The sequence below is a fragment of the Nocardia sp. CA-135953 genome, assembly GCF_050955735.1.
Taxonomy (GTDB): Bacteria; Actinomycetota; Actinomycetes; order Mycobacteriales; family Mycobacteriaceae; genus Nocardia.
In genome coordinates this window covers 3711379-3731092 of record NZ_CP192082.1, presented here as the reverse complement: position 1 = coordinate 3731092, position 19714 = coordinate 3711379, and the positions used below count along the sequence as shown (strand labels likewise).

Annotated in this window: 6 protein-coding genes and 1 pseudogene; 2 read left to right on the top strand and 5 right to left on the bottom strand. The window is 66.8% G+C overall.

Annotated elements, in window-relative coordinates:
- Positions 1 to 7: 7 nt before the first annotated feature.
- Together ACQPXH_RS17245 and ACQPXH_RS17240 are read right to left on the bottom strand one after the other, a co-directional pair.
- Positions 8 to 13249: an amino acid adenylation domain-containing protein gene (locus ACQPXH_RS17245; protein ID WP_433597550.1), complete on the bottom strand. Its 13242-nt coding sequence runs from the start codon at positions 13247 to 13249 to the stop codon at positions 8 to 10.
- Positions 13250 to 13517: 268 nt separating this feature from the next.
- A complete protein-coding gene (locus tag ACQPXH_RS17240; RefSeq protein ID WP_433597549.1) occupies positions 13518 to 13928 on the bottom strand; it encodes a hypothetical protein in 411 nt (136 codons plus the stop codon).
- Between the two features lie 222 nt (positions 13929 to 14150).
- On the opposite strand from ACQPXH_RS17240, the gene ACQPXH_RS17235 reads away from it, so the two are divergent.
- Positions 14151 to 16307, top strand: a complete 2157-nt coding sequence (locus ACQPXH_RS17235; RefSeq protein ID WP_433597548.1) for an acyltransferase family protein — start codon at positions 14151 to 14153, stop codon at positions 16305 to 16307.
- Between the two features lie 21 nt (positions 16308 to 16328).
- On the opposite strand, the gene ACQPXH_RS17230 is transcribed toward ACQPXH_RS17235, so the two are convergent.
- On the bottom strand, positions 16329 to 17231 hold the full coding sequence (locus tag ACQPXH_RS17230) for a class I SAM-dependent methyltransferase (protein WP_433597547.1): 903 nt from the start codon (positions 17229 to 17231) through the stop codon (positions 16329 to 16331).
- A 445-nt stretch (positions 17232 to 17676) separates the two neighbouring features.
- Between ACQPXH_RS17230 and ACQPXH_RS17225 the strand changes: the two genes are divergently transcribed.
- Positions 17677 to 17826, top strand: coding sequence for a hypothetical protein (locus ACQPXH_RS17225; protein WP_433597546.1), 150 nt, complete (start codon positions 17677 to 17679; stop codon positions 17824 to 17826).
- A gap of 58 nt (positions 17827 to 17884) precedes the next feature.
- On the opposite strand, the gene ACQPXH_RS17220 is transcribed toward ACQPXH_RS17225, so the two are convergent.
- Positions 17885 to 19309: a CHAD domain-containing protein gene (locus ACQPXH_RS17220; protein WP_433597545.1), complete on the bottom strand. Its 1425-nt coding sequence runs from the start codon at positions 19307 to 19309 to the stop codon at positions 17885 to 17887.
- Between the two features lie 156 nt (positions 19310 to 19465).
- A pseudogene (locus ACQPXH_RS17215) lies at positions 19466 to 19702 on the bottom strand (bile acid:sodium symporter family protein); the annotation flags it as partial.
- Positions 19703 to 19714: the final 12 nt, after the last annotated feature.

Genomic DNA, 19714 nt, shown 5'->3' with positions numbered 1-19714 from the left:
CCGCGAGTCACAACCACTCGCGCAGAACCTCCGCGATACTGCGGAGCGCAGCATCAGTGGTCATCCGCCAGTGTGTGGTGGCCACCGGGTGGTTGTGCACGGAACCCGCCACTGCTGCCGTCCAGGTCGCGGCGCCGACGGAACCCGTCGGATCGTCGTGGGCCGCAGTGAAATAGACGAGGTCGCCATCGAAGGGCCGCGCTCGATAGGCCGCGTCGAGAGCCGCCGAATCGATCGCCGCGGCCACGACCCGTTCGATCCGCGCGGCCCCGAAGGATGCGAACGGCTCGGGGAGCACGCTCAATCGCTGTGCCAGCTCGGACAATTCCACCGTTTCGTCCAGGCCGAATTCCGCGGCCCGCGCGCCGAGCAGTCCACCGAGCAGGTCCGGCACCGTGACCTTGATCCCCGCGAGTTCGGTTCCGGCGCCGATGTCGAGTAGTCGACTGTCCATCATGCCCAGCAGCGCCACCTGCGCGCCTTCGTCCAGGAGTTGGACGGCCATGGCATGGGCGAGCACACCACCAAGTGACCAGCCGAGCAGGTGGTAGGGCCCCTCCGGTTGCACCTCACGAATGTGTTTGACGTAGTGTCGCGCCCAATCCTCGATCGAATCCGGCGGTGGGTCCGCCGAACTCAGCGCGGGTGACTGGAGTCCGTAAATGGGCCGATCCGAATCGAGATGGGCTGCCAGCCCGGCGAACGACCACGCGATGCCCCCGATCGGATGGATGCAGAACAGCGGCTCGGCGGTGCCGGAAACCCGCAGCGGCAACAGCACATCGAATGCCGCGTCGGCACCGGCGCCCGCCGCGCCGCGCCGACGCAACTCCGCGAGGATGCCCGCGGGGGTCGGGGCGGTGAACGCCCACATCACCGGAATCGTTTCGGCCATCGCCTCGCTCAACCGAGCCGTCAGCTTGGTCGCGATCAGTGAATTGCCGCCGAGTTCGAAGAAGTTGTCATCCAATCCGATGCGATCCAGACCCAGTACCTCCGCGAAAATCTCGCAGACCATGGTCTCGAGCGCTGTCGTCGGTGCGCGGTAGACGCGGGTCCCGAACTCCGGTTCGGGCAGCGCCGCGCGATCGAGTTTGCCGACCTGGGTCAACGGGACGTCATCGAGAACGACGATCGCCGTGGGCACCATATGCGACGGCAAGGTCCGTGCGGCCCTGCGGATCAGCCGATCCGTATCGATCACCTGGTCCTTGGCGGCCACCACGTACGACACCAGAACCGTTGCCCCAGCGGAATTCTCCCTGCCGATCGTGACGGCGAAATCCACTTCCGCATGGGCGGCCAGTACCGCATCGATCTCGCCGAGCTCGATACGGAAGCCGCGGATCTTCACCTGGAAGTCCGTGCGGCCCAAGTACTCCAACTCCCAACCGGTTGCCGTGGCATTCGGTACCTCGACCCAACGAACCAGATCGCCGGTCCGGTACATCCGGTCGCCCCACCGACCCCACGGATTCGCGACGAAACGTTCCGACGTCGCACCGGAACGCCCGTGATAGCCGCGGGCCAGTGCCGGGCCCGCCAGATACAACTCACCGGTGACACCCGCGGGCACCGGGTGCAACCGCTCATCGAGCACCGCCGCCCACCCGCCGGGTATCGGATGGCCGATCGTCACCCGTTGTCCCGCAAGCAGAGTCGTATAGGTGGCGCCGATCGTCGCCTCGGTCGGACCGTATCCGTTGATGAAGCGGCGACCCGGCTGCCATCTGGCAAGCAGTTCGGGAGTGGTGGCCTCGCCCCCTGCGGACACCACCGCCAAATCGTCCAGGCCGGCGGGATCGACGGTGCCGAGCAGCGCCGGGGTGATGATCGTATGCGTCACCCGTTCGCCACGCAGTAGGTCACGAAGTTCGGTGCCGCCGACGATATCCGGCGCGGCGATCACAAGGGTGGTGCCGCTGTAGAACGCGCTGGACCACTCCTCGACCGATTGGTCGAAACTCGGCGAACACACATGCAGCATCCGATGTTGCGGCCCGAGTCCGAGCATGTCGACCGTGTGGCCGACGAGTCCACCTAACCCGGCGTGGGTGACGGCGACCCCCTTGGGCAATCCGGTAGACCCCGATGTGTAGATCACATAGGCCGGATGCGACATGCGCAGCGGGGCACGACGGTCCGCGTCGGTCACCGCGGCCGCCGAGTGGGCGGCGCAGCGTGCGAGCACCGCGGGATCGTCGAACACCAGCCAGTCCACCGAGTCGGGTAGATCGGCGTGCTCGGCGACCGTAATGCCTACTACCGCACCGGAATCGGCCACCATGTGCCGCACCCGTTCGGCCGGATAGCTCGGATCGACCGGCAGATACGCGCCACCCGCCTTGGCGACCGCCCATACCGCGGCGATCATCTCGTACGAACGTCGCATCGCCAGCGCCACCACCGTCTCCGGCGCGACACCTCGATCGATCAGGACGCGCGCCAGACGTGACGACAGTTCGTCGAGTTCACCGTAGGTGTATGCCCGTCCCGCGTCGCGCACCGCGACGCGATCACGCCCCGAACCGACTCCCCGGGTCAGCAGATCCGGCAGCACCCCGACGGTAGCCACGGTGCCGCCGCCCATCCGGGTCAGCCACTCGTACTCGTCGTCGACCAACAGCGGCAGATCGCGCACCCGCGTCGCGGGGTCGTCCACGACCGCCGCCAGCACCCGAACGAACCGCCGGGCGAACATCTCCGCCGTACGGTCATCGAAAAGATCACGCACAAAAGACATTTCGCCGTGCATACTCTCCGAGTCGCCATCCGCGGCCGAGATCGCCAGAGCCAGATCCCCGACCGCATCCGGCGGGCTCTGGAACGACAGGGCCACCTGGAACAGGGGATGCCGATCCGGCGACCGCCGCGCACCCAACAGATCCACCAACTCGTCGAACGGAATACCCGCGTGCCGGAAACCTCGCTGTTCACGCTCGTGTGCCTCCGGTAGGAGGTCGATGAAGCGCGCGGCCCGATCCACGCGGGTCCGCAGCACCAGCTCGGCGCGGCGATCGCCTGGCATCGGAGTGCCGATCGCGATGTCGCCGGAGCCGGATAGCCGCGCGAGCACTACCGCCAATGCCGCGCGCACCACCGCGGTCCATGTGACGCCCGCCGTGTGCGCGAGCTGTCGGAGACCCAGGTGTACCTGGTTCGGCACCGAGAACTCCACCTGCCCACGGACATTGGACCGCATTGCGGTGCGCGGCCGGTCCGTCGGCAGCGCCAGCCGATCGGGCAGGCCCGCCAATGCGGTGCGCCAGTAGCGAGACCTGGTGATCGGGTCGTCCGATTCGGTACTGCACCGTAGCGCGATATCGGCCGCGGTACGGTCCGTTGTCGCGGGCAGATCGCTGAGCACGCGGCGAAGCCGATCGGCCACAGCCTGTGCCGTCTCGTCGGCGACGACATCGCGCCGGTACTTCACCTGCACCAGCGTCCGGGTATCCAGGAAGACCACAACGGTGATCGGATAGTGCGTGAAGTCGGCTCCGCGCATCTGCTCGATCCGCAACCCGTCGATGGCGTCGCCGGCCTGCTGTAGCCCCTCGGCGTCGACCGGGTAGGACTCGAAGACCAGCATCGTGTCGAACAGGTCGTCATTGGGGACGCCGGCCGATGGAGCTCGCGGAGTCGGCGCGGCGTGTGAGTTCAGCCCGGCGACGCGTTGGATGGCGCCGAGTCCGAGGTGGTGATGGTCCAACAGCGACGCTTGCTCGCCCTGCAATCCCGCCAGCAGAGCCCGTACCGTTGTGCCGCGATCGAACCGGATCCGTACCGGGATGGCATCCACGAACAGGCCGATCATGTCGCCGATACCGTCGAGTTGCGCCGGTCTGCCCGAGACGGTCGCGCCGAAGACGACATCGTCGCGTCCGGTGCTACCGGCGATGACCAGACCCCATGCCGTCTGTATCACCGTATTGGCGGTGACCTCGGCCGTCGCCGCATACGCCGTCAGCGCCGCGGTCTGTGCGGTCGACAGATCGAATTCAACGACGCCGAACCCGTCACCGGTCGCCGCGGGCCAGGTCAGTTCAGGGGCGAGCATGGTCGCGGTGGCGCCGGTCAACACGTCCGACCAGGCGCGTACCGCGGCCTCCCGGTCTTGTTGCCCGAGCCACCGCAGGTAGTCGCGGTAGGGCCGGACCGGTGCGAGCAGTGACCTGTCGCCGCCGGTCGCGTACAGGACCAGGAGCTCCTTCATCAACAACGGCATCGACCAGCCGTCGAGCAGGATGTGGTGTCCGGTCAAGACGAGATGGTGCCCGGAGTCGTTGGTGTACACCGTGAATCGCAGCAGCGGTGCCACCGCCGGATCGAATCCGCGGCGCCGCTCGGCGACCAGCAGTTCCGGCAGCTCGGCCTCGGATACGCCATGGACAACCTGCCATGGCACCTCGACCCCGTCCACCACCAGCTGCACCGGTGTCCCGTCGGCCGTGGGTACGAAGGCCGAGCGCAGGTTCGCGTGCCGGTCCAGAATGGTCTGCGCGGCTCGGCGCAACCGGCCCATATCCAGCTCGCCGGTCAGCTGCGCCGCCAGCTGGATTATGTAGGCGTCGACCGAACCGTCCAGTAGCTCGATGAGCACCCGCAGCGAATTCTGCAGCGGTGACAGTGGCAGCACATCCGACAGTCCAGGATGGTTCCGCCGCCACTGGTCCAACTGGGCCTGAGAGACCTGCACGAGCGGCACATCCGACGGAGTCAGACCGCCGGCGGCCGGATCCTTCGTGTGGTCGGCGATCGCGGTGAGCGCGGTCAGCCAGTCCTGCGCCAGCTCCCGTACCGCCGCCTCGTCGAGGATCGCGGCGGCAAAGGCGAACGACGCCACCATCCGCGGGCCATCCGCGGTATCGCTGACGATCGTGTTGATATCGATCACCGCGGACAGCGGCAGGTCCGGATTCGGCTCTGCGGCAATGGTTCCCAGTTCTCCGGTGGGCAGCCAGTCGGAGTGGCCGTCGGGCACCGCACCCGCCGAGACGCGGCCGAGGTAGTTGAAGCTGATCTGCCCGAGATCACCGGCCAGCGCGTCGGCGGTATCCGGATTCAGATGTCGCAGCATGCCGAAACCGATGCCTCGATCGGGCACGGAAAGCAGTTGCTCCTTCACCGATTTCAGCACCGCGGCGGTCGCCTCGCCACCGGCGAGGGCGGCTTCGGTGTCGATCCCGGACAGGTCGATGGCCACCGGACTGATGATGGTGAACCAACCTACGGTGCGAGTCAGGTCAGCGCCGGGCACCGCGTCTTCCTCGCGACCGTGGCCCTCGAGCCGCAGCCGGGTGAACGGAGCATCGATGCCGCGCCGCGCGCGCCAGGAACGCACCGCCATCGCGAGCGCGGCCAGCAGGCTGTCGTTGGCGCCGCCCTGGTACAGCGCCGGAACCTTGGCGAGCACCGCGTCGGCGACTGCGACCGGAACCCGGATGTCGAATACGCCCCGGGTCTGGAAGGTATCGGCGACCGGGTCCAGGGCACGCGCGCCGAACAGTGGATCCGGCGTGGCCAACACCCGCTGCCAATAGCCGAGTTCCTCGGCACGGTCCGGTGCGGCGGCCGCTTCCACCAAGGCATGCGCCCAGCGCCGGAAGGAGGTGCCGACGGCGGGCAAGGCCACGGGCTGCCCGGCGCTGCGCTGCGCCCACGCGAGCACGAGGTCGGGAATGAGAATGCGCCACGACACACCATCGATCGCATAGTGATGGACCGCGACGGCGACAGCGTCGCGCGCATCGGGTCTGCGCAGCCACGTGCACGCGATCATCCGGCCCGCAGCGGGATCCAGCGTGGCCAACGCGGAATCCATGGCCGTGTCGGCAATTCGGTTCAACTCGGCCTCATCGATACCCGCGGGCACCTCGACCTCGGCGACCAGCGCATCGGCCTCGACGGCGTTACGCGCCAGCACCTCGAACCGCCACGACCCGTCCGCCTGCCACACACGCGAACGCAGCACATCATGATGATCGAGCACCGCGCCGACAGTGGCCACCACACCCGCGCGATCGATCTCCTCCGGCAATCCGAGCACCATGCTTTGGGCGAACCGACCGAACGAGCCGTTGTCGAGGAACCAGGCGAGTACCGGAGTCAACGGAACCGCGCCGACACCGCCGCCGGGCAACTCCGCGAGATTCGCCGCCGACGCCGCACCGACCACGGCAACGCGAGCCAATCTCGCGACTGTCTTCTGCTCGAACACATCCCGCGCGGTGAACACGATCCCCGCCGCCTTGGCCCGCGACACCAACTGGATCGACATGATGCTGTCACCGCCGACCGCGAAGAACGAATCGTCCACCCCGATCCGTTCCATGCCCAGCACCTGCGCGAAGAGCTCGGCGAGCCGCGACTCCACCGCGCCGACCGGAGCACGCGACACCGCCGTCGGGAACACCATCTCCGGCAACGCTTTACGGTCCAGTTTTCCGTTCGAAGTCGACGGAATCCGGTCCAGCACCACAATCGCCGCGGGCACCATATGCGACGGCAGGATCCCGGCCGCATATTCCCGCAGCCCGGCCGGATCCACCACCCGTCCCGGCGCCGCCCGCACATACGACACCAATGCCGTTGCACCACCGGGCATCTCACGGCCCAGCGTGACCACGAAATCGATATCGGCATGTCGGCCGAGCACGGTGTCGATCTCGCCGAGCTCGATACGGAAACCACGGACCTTCACCTGGAAATCAGCGCGACCGACATAGTCGAGCTGCCAATCCGCCGATGGAACGGCGAGATTCCCCGCCCGCTGCTCCGGTGCCGCGCACCAGCGCACGAGGTCGCCGGTGCGATAGATCCGCGAACCCGGCCCACCCCAGGGATTGGCGACAAACCGCTGCGCCGACAACCCGGCGCGTTTCCAGTAGCCACGAGCCAGCGCGGCGCCCGCCAGATAAAGCTCACCCGTAACACCGGGTGGTACCGGATTCAACCGCGAATCCAGCACGAATGCCGAGCTACCCAGAATCGGCCTGCCGATCGTGATATGTTGCCCCGCAACCAGTTCCACATTCGACGACATAACGGTCGCCTCGGTGGGACCGTACGCGTTGAACAATCGGCGGCCCGGCTGCCACCTTGCCAACAGCTCCGGGGTCAGCACATCCCCACCGACGAACAGCACTTCCATCCGGCCCACACCGGCCGGATCGACCGTGCCGAGCACCGCCGGGGTGATGATCGTGTGCGTCACCCCCTCGGTCCGCAGCAACTCGCCGAGTTCCGGTCCGCCCGTGACATCCGACGGCACGACCACCAACGTCGCCCCCACCGAGAATGCGCACATCCATTCCATCACCGATGGATCGAAACTCGGCGAACAGATATGCAGATACCGGTGGTGTGGCTCGAGACAGTACTGGCCGACCGAATGATCGACCAGATCGCTCAACCCGGCATGGGTTACGGCAACCCCCTTGGGCAGGCCCGTCGAGCCCGAGGTGTAGATCACGTAGGCCGGATGTTGCGTCCGTAACGGCGCGATCCGCTCGGTATCGGTGATCACGTCGGCGGACTTGCCTGCACACAACACCGCCGTCGTCGGTGCATCGAGCAGCAGCCAATCCACCGCATCGGGTAGCCGATCGACCTGGTCGGATCCGGTAATGCCCAGGGCCGCACCGGAATCGGTCAACATATGCCGCACCCGACGCGCGGGATGAGCTGGGTCGATCGGCAGGTGCGCACCACCGGCCTTGGCAATCGCGACGGCTGCCAGCACCATCTCGTAGGAACGGGGCAGTGACACCGCAACCGGCAGTTCGGGACCGACCCCTCGATCGATCAGGACCCTCGCCAATCGTGACGATTGGTCGTCGAGTTCGCCGTAACTGATCGACCGCCCCTGGTACCGCACCGCAATCCGGTCCCGGCCCAACGCGACTCCACGAGTCAGCAGATCAGGCAGTAACCGGGGCGCCCGCACGTCATTGTCGTGGACCCGGGTCAGCAGGGCCAGTTCGTCGTCGCCGAGCAACGGCAGGTCACCGATCGGGTCCCCGGGTCGGCGTACCGCGGCCGCCAGCAATCGCAGGAATCGCTCGGCGAAAATCTCGACGGTGCGCCGGTCGAACAGATCGGGCGCGAAGGAGAGGTCAGCGACGATGCGGGTGCTGTCTCGGTTCTCCCGAATGTGCAGGGACAGATCGTACGGTCCGCGTGCGAGGGGAGTCCGATCACCGGCGGACAGCATCACCTGGACCAGTGGGTGACGTGCGTCCGACCGAACCGGATCCAGCAGTGCCACCAACTCTTCGAAGGGCAGTTCTGTTCGTGTGAATGCCTGTAGGGCAATGTCTTTCGCCTGCGCGAGCAGATCGTTGAAGGATATTTCACCCGGCACCCTGGTGCGCAGGACGACCGTGTTGACCGATCCGCCCGTTTCGGCGGGGGTGCCGATCGCGATGTCATCGGTCCCCGATAGTCGCGCGAGCAGTACCGCGAAGGTCGCGTGTACGACCGTGAACATTGTGGTGTCGTGTGCGACTTCACGTAGCCGGTGCTGCAGATCCGCACCGATCTCGAACTCGACGCACGAGTCCGCGAGGGAGGGAATCGCTGGACGTGGGTGATCCGTGGGCAGGTTCAGCTCATCCGGCAGGCCCTCGAGCATGGTGCGCCAGTAGCGCGTCTGCGAGATCAGATCGCCGCGACCATCGAAGATCCGATTGATTTCCGCCGGTGTGCGCTCCGGCGTCGCGACGAATTCACCGATCAGTACCCGCAACCGCGCGGCGAGCGACTGCGCGGCGGCGGCGGTGATCATGTCGCGCCGGTACTGCACCTGCACATGCAGTCGAGTGCCCAGCTCGACCACGACCGCCACCGGATAGTGCGTGAAGTTGCGACCTTGGAGATCGACGACTTCCAGCCCGTCGATCGTCGCGTGGGCCTGCCGCAAACCATCGGTGTCGACCGGATACGACTCGAAGGCCACGAGAGAATCGAACAACTCACCCGCACCAGCCGCGCGTTGAATATCGGCGAGCCCGATGTGATGAGAGTCGAGCAACGAAACCTGTTCGGACTGCAGCCGAATCAGCAGTTGCCGCACCGGCGCATCGGAGTCGAACCGAACCCGGACCGGGACGGTATTGGCGAATAGGCCGACCATTTCGTCGACCCCGTCGACCTGCGGCGGCCGCCCGGAAACCACCGCGCCGAATACGACATCATCGCCTCCGACACTGGCCGCGAGCACCAGGCCCCACGCCGCCTGGACCACCGTATTGACGGTGACCTCGGTTGCCGCGGCGAACCTCAGCAGCTCCGCAGTCTCGGCAGGTGACAGGTCGGCGGCGCAAACACCGTGGCCCTCGGCGGGCGTCGCGGGCGGCGGCAGGGTCATGGCCAGCCGAGTCGGCGTCGGATCTGCCAGCGCCGCGCGCCACGTCCGCAGGGTGGCGTCCCGGTCGTAGCGGGCCAACCAGGCGAGATAGTCCCGATACGGCCGGACTCGCGGCAGCGCCGTCGAATCACCGTCGGCGGCGTAGGAAACCAGTAGTTCCTTCATCAACAACGGCATCGACCAGCCGTCCAACAGGATGTGATGCGCGGTCAGAACCAGATGTACGCGTCCGGCGTTCGTGCGATACACCGTGAATCGCAGCAGCGGCGCCGCCGTCGGATCGAACCCGAGACGTGCCTCGGCGGCCAGGAGCGCGGCCCGATCGGTGTCCGAGGTGTCGACGATCCGCCACGGGACCTCGAGACCCTCCGCGACGATCTGGATCGGGGTGCCCTCGACCGAAGTTCTGAACGCGGCCCGCAGGATCGCATGCCGATCCAACACCGCTTGCGCCGCCCGCCGTAGGCGATCCAGATCGATCACGCCGGACAACTCCACCGCCAACTGCAGCAGATAGGGATCCGCCGCATCGTCGGAAAGCTGTGTCAGGAAAAGCAATCCGAGCTGCAGCGGCGACAGCGGCAGGACATCGACCAGGCCCGGGTGTTCCCGCTGCCAGCTATCGAGTTCCCCCTGGGTGGTCGGCACTAGCGGGACATCCGCCGGGGTCAGGCCACCGGCCGCCGGATCGTGTACATGTCCGGCGAGCATGGTCAGTGCGGCCACCCAGTACTCGGCGAGCTCCCGCACGGCGGCCTCGTCGAGGATCTCGGACGCGTAAGCGAACGACGCACTCATCTGCGCGCCCGCGTCGATATCGGTGACGATCGCGTTGATATCCACCACGGCGGTCGCGGGCATCGCCCGATCCTGGTCGGCTGCCGGCGCGCCCCAGTCGGCGGTCGGCAGCCAACTGTGATCCGTCAGCCCCTCCGGCACGTCGCCTGCGGAAATCCGACCGAGATAGTTGAATCCGATCTGGCCGAGCGCGCCGTCGAGTTCGCCGGCGGTACCGGTGTCGAGATGACGCAGCATGCCGAAACCGATGCCTTTATCCGGCACCGCGAGCAGCTGCTCCTTCACCGTCTTGAGCATCGCCGCGGTCGCGTCGGCGGTGTTCCATGCGGCATCGGCGTCGATGCCGGACAGATCGAGCGCCGCCGGATACATACTGGTGAACCAGCCGACAGTGCGGTTCAGGTCGACACCGGCGACGGCGGTTTCCTCACGACCGTGTCCCTCGAGCCGGATTCGCGTGGCCGCGGCATCGACCCCTCTTTTCGCCCGCCACGAGCGCACCGCGAGCGCCAATGCCGCGAGCAGACCGTCGTTGACTCCGCTCCGATGCAGCCGCGGCAACTCGGTCAACACCGCATGGGTGACCTCGGTCGGCACCGTGACGGTGAAATGCCGCACCGTGGCCGCTCTATCGATGACCGGGTCGAGTGCCCGCGCCCCCAACAGCGGATCAGCGACGGTCAGCACCTGCCGCCAGTACGGCAATTCGCTGGTACGGTCCGCGGCGGTCGCCGCCTCGACCAGACCGTGCGCCCACCGCCGGAACGACGTGCCGACAGCGGGCAGGTCGATCCGATGCCCACCGTCGCGTTGCATCCACGCGGTCACCAAGTCCGAGATCAGAATTCGCCACGACACGCCATCGATCACGTAGTGGTGCGCGGCGATGATCAGCGCGTCCCGGCCGTCCGGTCGAGACAGCCAGGTGCAGGCGATCATCCGGGCCGACGCCGGGTCGAGCGTGTCGAGGGCGGAATCCATTGCCGCACTGGCTGTTCCGCGCAACTCATCAATGTCCAGTCCGGCGGGCACGTCGACATGAGTGAGCAGCGCGTCCGCGTCCACCGCACCCGGCGGCAGCGTGCGCAGCTGCCATCGCCCGTCGGCGGACCACAGCCGTGCGCGGAGCATGTCGTGGTGGTCCAGCACTGCGGCGAGCGTGGCGACCAAACCCACCCGGTCGATGTGCTCGGGTAGGGCGAGCACCATGTGCTGGGTGAACCGGCCGAACGACCGCCCCCCGACGAGGTGAGCGGCCAGCACCGGTGTCAGCGGAATCTCCCCGATGCCGCCACCGGGCAACTCCGCGAGCCTCGGCGTGGGTTCGGCGCCGACAACCGCGACCCGCGCCAACCCGGCCACGGTGCGCTGCTCGAACACATCCTGGGGGGTGAACACTATCCCTGCCGCACGGGCCCGCGAGACCAACTGGATCGATAGGATGCTGTCTCCACCGGCGGCGAAGAACGAATCCTCCGCCCCGACGCGCACACCGAGCACTTGGGCATACAACTCGGCTAGCCGGGATTCGACGGCGCCCACGGGGGCACGCGACGCCGCCGCCTCGAACTCCGGCTCGGGCAATGCCTGCCGATCGAGCTTTCCGTTGGCGGACAAGGGGATCGCGTCGAGTGCGACGATCGCGGACGGCACCGAATGGCCGGGCAATGCGGCTCCGGCGAAGCGCAGGATTGCTCCGGCATCAATGGAAATGCCGGTGCGCGGCAGCACATAGGAGACCAGTACGGTCGCGCCGGAGGGCGCGACCTTGCCGAGAGTCGCCGCGTATTCGATATCGGGGTGATCGGTCAGTGCTGCGTCGACCTCACCCGGTTCGATACGGAGGCCGCGAATCTTGATCTGGAAATCCGAGCGTCCCAGATATTCGATCGCGCCGTCGACGCCGCGGCGCCGCACCAGATCGCCGGTGCGATACATCCGTGCCCCGGGGTTGCCTGCTTCCCCGCCGAACGGATTCGCCACGAATCGGTCCGCCGTGAGCGCCGCCCGCCCCAGGTAGCCCTGCGCGAGCGCGGGACCGGAAAGGTAGAGCTCGCCGATGACTTCGGCGGGTACCGGCCGCAGCCGCGAATCGAGCACCACCGCGCCGACACCCGGCAGGGCGGTACCGATGGTGATCGGCTGACCGGGCACCAACTCGGCGCTGCCGGTGGCGAGAATGGTGGCCTCGGTGGGTCCGTAGGCGTTGTGGAAAGACCGCCCGGCGACCGCCCATCGCTCGACCAGCCGTGGGCCGAACGCATCACCCGCGACGACCACGACCCGCAACGTGTCGAGTCCGACCGGATCGACCGACTCCAGGGCCGCAGGCGTGATCAGCATGTGGGTGACACGCTCACGGCGTAACAGGTCGGCGAGCTCGGCGCCGCCGAACACGGTCGGCGGGGCAACCACGAGCGTCGCGCCGGAACTGAAGGCCAGCAGCAGCTCGAGCACCGACACGTCGAAGTTCGGCGAACAAACGTGCAGCACCCGCGAATCGTCATCGACCGCGTAGTGCTCTCGCTGAGCGTTCACCAGCATTGCAAGACCTGCGTGAGTCACCACAACGCCCTTCGGGCGACCGGTGGAGCCGGAGGTGTAGATGACATAGGCCGGATGCTGTTCGGTTGGTGTGCCCACCCGGTCGACATAGGAGACCGGATGTGCGGGTCGTGCCGCGATCCGCTCCCGGTGCAGCGGATCGGCGATGTCGAGCCAGTAGATCTCGGTGCCGAACCGCGAACGATGCGTCGAATCGGTGAGCCCCAGCACCGCCCGGGAGTCGGCGACGATGTATGCGCTGCGCTCCGGCGGAAGGGTGGGGTCGACCGGTACATACGCCGCGCCGGTCTTGGCGATGGCCCATACGGCCAGTACGGATTCGATCGAGCGAGTGAAGCCGACGGCAACGACGTCGCCGGGACCCACGCCCCGCTCGATCAGTTCCCGTGCCAGCCGCGAGGACGACTGGTCCAGCTCCGTGTACGTGAGTTCGCGCTGATCATCGGGTTCGCCGGTCGGGTTGTAGCGGATCGCGATCGAGCCGGCCGCGGATTCGACCGCGGCCCCCAACAACTGCATGAAGAGCGGACTACTCGATTTGCGGCGAATTCGACTCCGAACAGTGCGACGAACCCTATCCATTCGAGTACTACAGTCCTCTCGCGTCGAGCTCCACAGGTCTTGCCGAACCAACGAACCCGGCCGGATCCCGGCACACCGTTGGCGGACCAGTGTCGAACAAAGCGAGAAGGTATCGATTTGGAGTATTTGTGCCCTATCAAATCACAGGCACCGGCGCCACGACGTCACATGGGTTGCATCCGGGGGCAGGGCGCTCACCGTTTGCTCAGAGCGCTGCGAGAGCCAGTGCGGCGACCCACAGCTCTCGATCGATCGGATCGTCGGGCACGCCGTGATCTGCCGACCGGAATGTTTCCACGACATCGGCGCCGGGGCGGTCCCGCGACGCCGACCAGAGATTGCCCCGTGCGTCGGCGGTCCGCATCAGGGCCGCTTCCGCGTGGAATCCGAACCCCCACAGCGTCTTACGGGGCGCCCGCGAGAAGACCAGCGTCGCCAGATCCTGGAACGGCGGATCTGCGGATGTCGGTAGCGTGAGAACGCCGATCTGATCCGGACCCGCCAGGGTGAGGCCGAAAAAGAGGGGAGTCGAGTCCGACTGCTCATTGGCTCCGAGCAGGGTGGCGGTCACGGTGCGGATCAACTCGTCGGATGGGTAGAGGATCGTTCGCGACATATTGCCTTGCGCCTTCCCGGGATGGACCGCGCTTCCCACGCGGTAGTCGGCCTCGATTGTGGGCTGGACCACAGTAGCGTCGAAGACGGCCGCGCGCTCGGCGCACAGTGAGATCCCGAAACCGAACTCGATCTGCCTGTGCCGCCGAAAGATCGAGGTCGGGCGCTCGGCGCGCGGTGAGTTGCCGTGACTTAGCCAGCGATACCGATAACAATGCCGCGCATGACGGTGGCGGCGAGCGGCGGTTTGATAGATCGGCGAATTGATCGGGCGCCCGATGCGACACCGCACGAGAGATTTCGGCCCGACATCGAGGGGTTGCGAGCAGTCGCCGTATTTGCCGTTGTGCTTTTTCATGCGAATACGCCCGGGCTCGGGGGCGGATTCATCGGTGTCGACGTCTTTTTCGTCATTTCCGGATTCCTCGTGACCGGAATCCTTTGGCGAGAAGCGGTTTCCGCCGATACTGTCGGGCTGCTCCGGTTCTACGGCGCGCGGGCCCGCCGCCTGCTGCCCGCGGCTGGTGTGGTGGTGGTTGCCACGGCTATCGGCGCGGCGGTACTGCTGCCGCCGCTGCAGGCTCGCCAAGTCCTCGGCGACGGAATCGCCAGCGCCTTGTACGCCGGGAATTATCGGCTAGCACTGCACGGCACCGACTACCTTGCCGCCGATACGCTTCCGTCGCCGTTTCAGCACTTCTGGTCGCTCGGTGTGGAGGAGCAGTTCTATCTGTTGTGGCCCGCACTGATCGCCGGTACGGCGTGGTTCGCGCGGCGGCGCGCAATCGGATCGGCCGCTGTGTTCCCGTACCTGGTCGTTCTTGCGGCTGTCGCCGTGTTCTCCTTCGCGATCTCGCTGACCTGGACCCACACGCTGCCACCGTGGGCGTTCTTCTCGCTGCCGACGCGGGCCTGGGAGCTGGGCGCAGGCGGCATGATCGCGCTGTCGGCCGGTGCGTGGTCCCGGTTGCCGAAATCGGTCGCCGTCCCTGCCGGATGGATCGGTCTGACCCTGATCGTCGCGGCGTGCACCCAGCTGAACGGAAAGACACCGTATCCGGGCACTGCCGCCCTGCTGCCTGTTCTCGGTACCGCCCTGGTGATCGTATCGGGTTGTGCGGAAACACGATTCGGGGTCGGCCGCGGACTGGCGGTGCCGGCGATGCGGGCGATCGGCCGCGTGTCGTACTCCTGGTATCTGTGGCACTGGCCGGTATTGCTGCTGGCACCGCGCGTGCTCGGTCACCAACTCGGTCGAGGTGGCTCGATGGGCGCGGTCATCATGGCCGGCGGACTCGCCATGCTCACGTTGTGGCTGGTCGAGAACCCGGTTCGCTTCGCCGCCGGGTTGCGCGGGTCGGCCGCACGCAGCCTCGCCGGTGGCGGCGCGATCACCGCGGTCGCCGGCGGTGTGGCACTGATGCTGCTCGTGCTCACTCCCGTCCCGGTCGGCCGCGGCGCAGCGGCCGCGGCTCTCACGCTCGCCACACCGGCCACCTCCAGCGCGGACGCGCACGACGCGACTGTTCGGCAGCTGACCGCGCAGACGCAGGCCGCAGTCGCCGCCTCGGCCGAAATCCGCGCTGTCCCTTCGAATCTCACCCCCTCGCTGGCCGACGCGCCCGGCGACAAGGCGGGCGTGTTCGTCGACGGCTGTGTGCGATCGTGGCGTGACGTGGGACAGGCCGAGTGCGCCTCCGGCGATCCGGACTCGGCCACGACAGTGGCCCTGGTCGGCGATTCACACGCAGCGATGTGGCATCCGGCGTTCGAGTCGATCGCCGCGCAGCGGCACTGGCGGCTGGAAACCATGGCCAAGGTCACCTGTCCGTTGCTCGGCTTGCCCATCACCAGCCCTTATCTGGGCCGGGAGTACACCGAATGCGAGCAGTGGCGCGGCCAGATCTTGGCCAGGTTGCAGACCGAACGCCCGCGCTTGATCGTGGTGAGCATGTCCCGGCGCTACGGCGCGGACTTCGGCTTCGTCTCATACGACCAGGCCTGGATCGACAGCCTGAACCGCCTGGTCGGCCAGCTGCGAGCAACCGGGGCGGCAGTCCTCGTGCTCGGGTCGATTCCCGATCCGCACACCACCGTGCCCGCGTGCCTGTCCGAACATATCGACAATGCCGCGGCATGCACGCCGGCGCGGCCGGAAGCGGTCGACGACGCGGGTATAACGGCTGAGCAGGCGGCAGCTACCACCGGCGGCGGCCAGTACGCCGATCTGACCTCGCTGTTCTGCACTGCCGCCAGCTGCCCGCTCATCATCGGTGACAACCTGGTGTACCGCGACGACAACCATCTCACCGTCAGTTACGCCAGAACACTCGGACCGGTCATCGCCGCACTCGCCGACCGTGCACTCGCCAACGGCTGAGCCGGCCACGCGGGTCCGGGTTCACCGGTGCTTCTCGGCGGATATGTAGGCCGCCTGCTGCAGCCGATCGAGCAGTTCGGCAGGAAGGTCGCTGGGCAAGTCGGTGATCGGGCGGCCGTAGGTGGCGGCCAGATCGAAGGGGCTGACCCGGTGGACCGACCAGTCGTGCCGAGACAGCCAGTCCCCGGGCTCGGCGCGCGCGTCGTCGTACCACAGGTCGTGCACGTTCAAGTTGCCGAACGGGTTGGGGCCGAAGAACTTTTCCTCCATGTCGAAGTGGCGCTGGTCCATGCCGCGGCCGAAGTCGTCGGCGGCCATGCAGCTGCCGGGTTCGGACAGGCCGTCGATGCGTTCGAACAATGCGTCATGTGCCGAACCCGGCAGGAACGGCAACAGTCCCTCGGCCGACCACGCCGCCGGCCGCCCCGGATCGAAGCCGGCAGTAGTCAGCGCGGCGGGCCAGTCGTCGCGCAGATCGACCGCCAGCGCGCGCCGATCGGCCGTGGCCACGGCACCGTGCTCGGCGAGCACCCCGTCCTTGAACTCCAGCACACGGGGCTGATCGATCTCGTAGACGACCATGCCCGCGGGCCAATCCAGCCGATAGGCCCGCGCATCCAGACCGGATGCCAGGATCACCGCCTGGCGCACACCCTGCTGCCACGCCGCGGCGAAGAACTCGTCGAAGAATCTTGTCCGAACCCCCATGAACCGCCCGAACAATCCGCCTGAGCCCGCCGACGCCGGTTCTCCGAGTATCTGCTGAAAGTGCGGTTCACCCGCCGCCTCCACGAACCACGCCGCGAAGTCGTCGTGGATCATCGGCTCGGGATCGAGCGTTTCGAGTGCGCGAAATGTGGCGACGCCCAAGGCAGTCAGCCCCACGCTCGTCACGATGTCCCAGCTGTCTCCGTCCGTTCGCATAAATATCACCCCATGGTGTCAGCGATCATTGGCAGGTCGTCAGGTGTGGGAACGGTAACGCGGGTTCACGATGCGCTGCGGCCCAGCGGCAGCAGCAAATCGAAATCGTCGACGGCGGCGCCCGTACCGATGGCCTCGAGGGCAGATCGGGCGGTTCGCTCGATGCTTTCCAGTCGCCGGCGAACTGGGCATCCAGGGTCGTCAACGCGGTCTGCGTTGCCGTCGCACGGGCGACACCGGCGCCGGGTGTGCTCGCTCCGAGGTTCTGATCCATCGTCGCTCGCTCCGAAGTGGTCGAGCCGGGTCCCGCACCGAGGGTATCGGATCCCTCCGGCGAGTAGCTGGCACTTCACCAACAGCCTTTCGCCCTAGTGCCCATTTGTCCACCCCTACCTCGTTTGGTGATCTCACGACGAATGCGAGCGAACGGTGCGGCGCGCGCTCGGTGACCGAGGATTCGATGCGGCGTTCCGGTGCGGCCAGGTCATGGGAACGCACGCTGCGGCAGGTCGAAGACATCCTGAGCAAACTCGGATTCCCTCCCGTACAGATCGCCGCCTGGATCGTGGACCGAGGCAGGCAAGAGACGTCTTGACCGCACAGTCCAGCTGAATCCGCGCCCCGGTCGCGCCCCGACAACTACCTGCGGCTTGCTATGTCGTGGCGATTTCGGCGGCCTTACGCCGGGCATTGTCGGCGGCGTGCATCTCGTTCGCGTACAGCACGCCGAAGGTGAAGCCGTTCTCGCCCGCTGCGGTGCCCGCGGTCGTCGCGGTGCGCCACAGGAATCGTGACGATACGATGCCGTCGTTGTAGTCGCCGAGCACTCCTTGAATCTTCTTGTAGTACTTGATATTCGACTTCGCTTGCTTGCGCTTTCCCACGGGCTCGAGTAGTTCGGCGGCGTAGCGGGCTCGTTTGGCGGCCTTGCGGGCGCGGTGCAATGACGCGTGTCGTTGGTCGTGCAGGGCGGTCGCGAGCCGGCGATCGGCTTTGCGTGCGGCCTTGCGGGCTCGTTTCACGGGTTCACGTCTGCGAAGTCGCCTGTCGAACGGCGGGTGCGATTGCCAGGCGTGCAGGGTCGCCAGCAATTCCAGGTAGCGAGTCGAGTCCATGGCCTCGGTGAGTGCGCTGCGACTGGGCACCTGCCGGGACAGAATCGTCGCGTCGATGCGCGCGGCGACCGGGCCGAGGACGAGTTCGGGCGGCAGTTTGTGCACCTGGTCGGCCAGACGGCGCTGTTGCACGTGGCAGTCGCGCACATCGCCGAGCACCCCGGCATACCACTTCAATTCGTCTTCGACACCACCGATGGCGGAGCGGTCGAGAAGCTTTTCGAACACGCGCAGGGTGCTGCGCAGGCGTCGCGTCGCGACACGGGTGTCGTGGATCGGTTCCAGTCCGCGGCGCAAAGCGACATCACCGGCGAAGATCATGTCGATCTGCGCGGTCATGTATTCATAGATGGCGCGCTCCGCCGCGGTGTCGGTGACCGGACTGGCCTGCGCGGGCAGCACGTGGGACAGCTTGGAGGGAAACTCCGACCTGCGGGCGCCCGCCTCGGCGAGACTGTCGACCAGCGCCTCGGGTACCGCGTCGATCCGCGGGCCGAGTTCGACCTCGATCTCGTGCCAGGCGACGGAACTCCCGTCAGGCGGTGTCGTATCGACGATGTCGTCGTCGACTTCGACGATCAATTCGCCGTCCGGCCCGAGTACACGGTGGCGATTGCGCAGCGTGTGAATCGTGGTGATCGCGTGCAATGGTTTGCCCAGCGCCGCGCCGGTGACCAGCTCGACGAACTCGGGCGGCAGTTCCTCCGAGAGCGGAGCATGCAATTCGGTGCGACCGCTCGGATGGGGAACTTTCAACTGCCAACCGGATTCGTCGGCACCTTCCCGACGGCGCAGGGTGAGATTGTGAGCGAGCAGATCTCGCTCGGAGGTATCGAAATAGGTGCTGGTCAATTCGACCGACGTCTTCTCGATACGACTGTCGGAGACGAGGTTGTCCAATGCCGGAAGAGAAAAGACCCCGTCGACCTCCCATTTGCTTTCACGTTCCAGTACTTCCTCCATGAATTGGGCGTTCCCGGCCTACTGCACCTGAAACAGTCGCGGAACTCCTGCACCGCCTCGATACCGAATTCGGCGACTGAGACCGTCACTCCCTTTCGGTGCGCACCGCGGCGTGTCGGCGGGTGATGAGCCAACCGACAGCGCCCGCGATCGGGACAGGTTGGCTGTGGTAGCGCCCAGCGAAGACGCGAGCAGTAGCATGCCGATGGCGAGGGTGGGCGGCAGATCGAAGAGCAGGACCAGACCGAACGCGATGGCCGGCAGCACGAGCAGCTGACAGGCCAGCGCGACAACGATCGTCCTGGGTTGGCGCGCGATGCGGGTGAAATCGTCGACGCTGAGCGAAAGTCCCAGCCCGAACATGATCACGGCCAAAGCCAGTGGCAGAGCCAGTGATACGAGCGG

What these genes read in the sequence shown, in the direction of transcription:
- ACQPXH_RS17245 (WP_433597550.1), bottom strand. Translation starts at nt 13,249, where the DNA reads ATGCAGTTGTTGGGGGCCGCGGTCGAATCCGCGGCCGGCTCGATCGCG.
- ACQPXH_RS17240 (WP_433597549.1), bottom strand. Translation starts at nt 13,928, where the DNA reads ATGTCGCGAACGATCCTCTACCCATCCGACGAGTTGATCCGCACCGTG.
- ACQPXH_RS17235 (WP_433597548.1), top strand. Translation starts at nt 14,151, where the DNA reads ATGACGGTGGCGGCGAGCGGCGGTTTGATAGATCGGCGAATTGATCGG.
- ACQPXH_RS17230 (WP_433597547.1), bottom strand. Translation starts at nt 17,231, where the DNA reads ATGCGAACGGACGGAGACAGCTGGGACATCGTGACGAGCGTGGGGCTG.
- ACQPXH_RS17220 (WP_433597545.1), bottom strand. Translation starts at nt 19,309, where the DNA reads ATGGAGGAAGTACTGGAACGTGAAAGCAAATGGGAGGTCGACGGGGTC.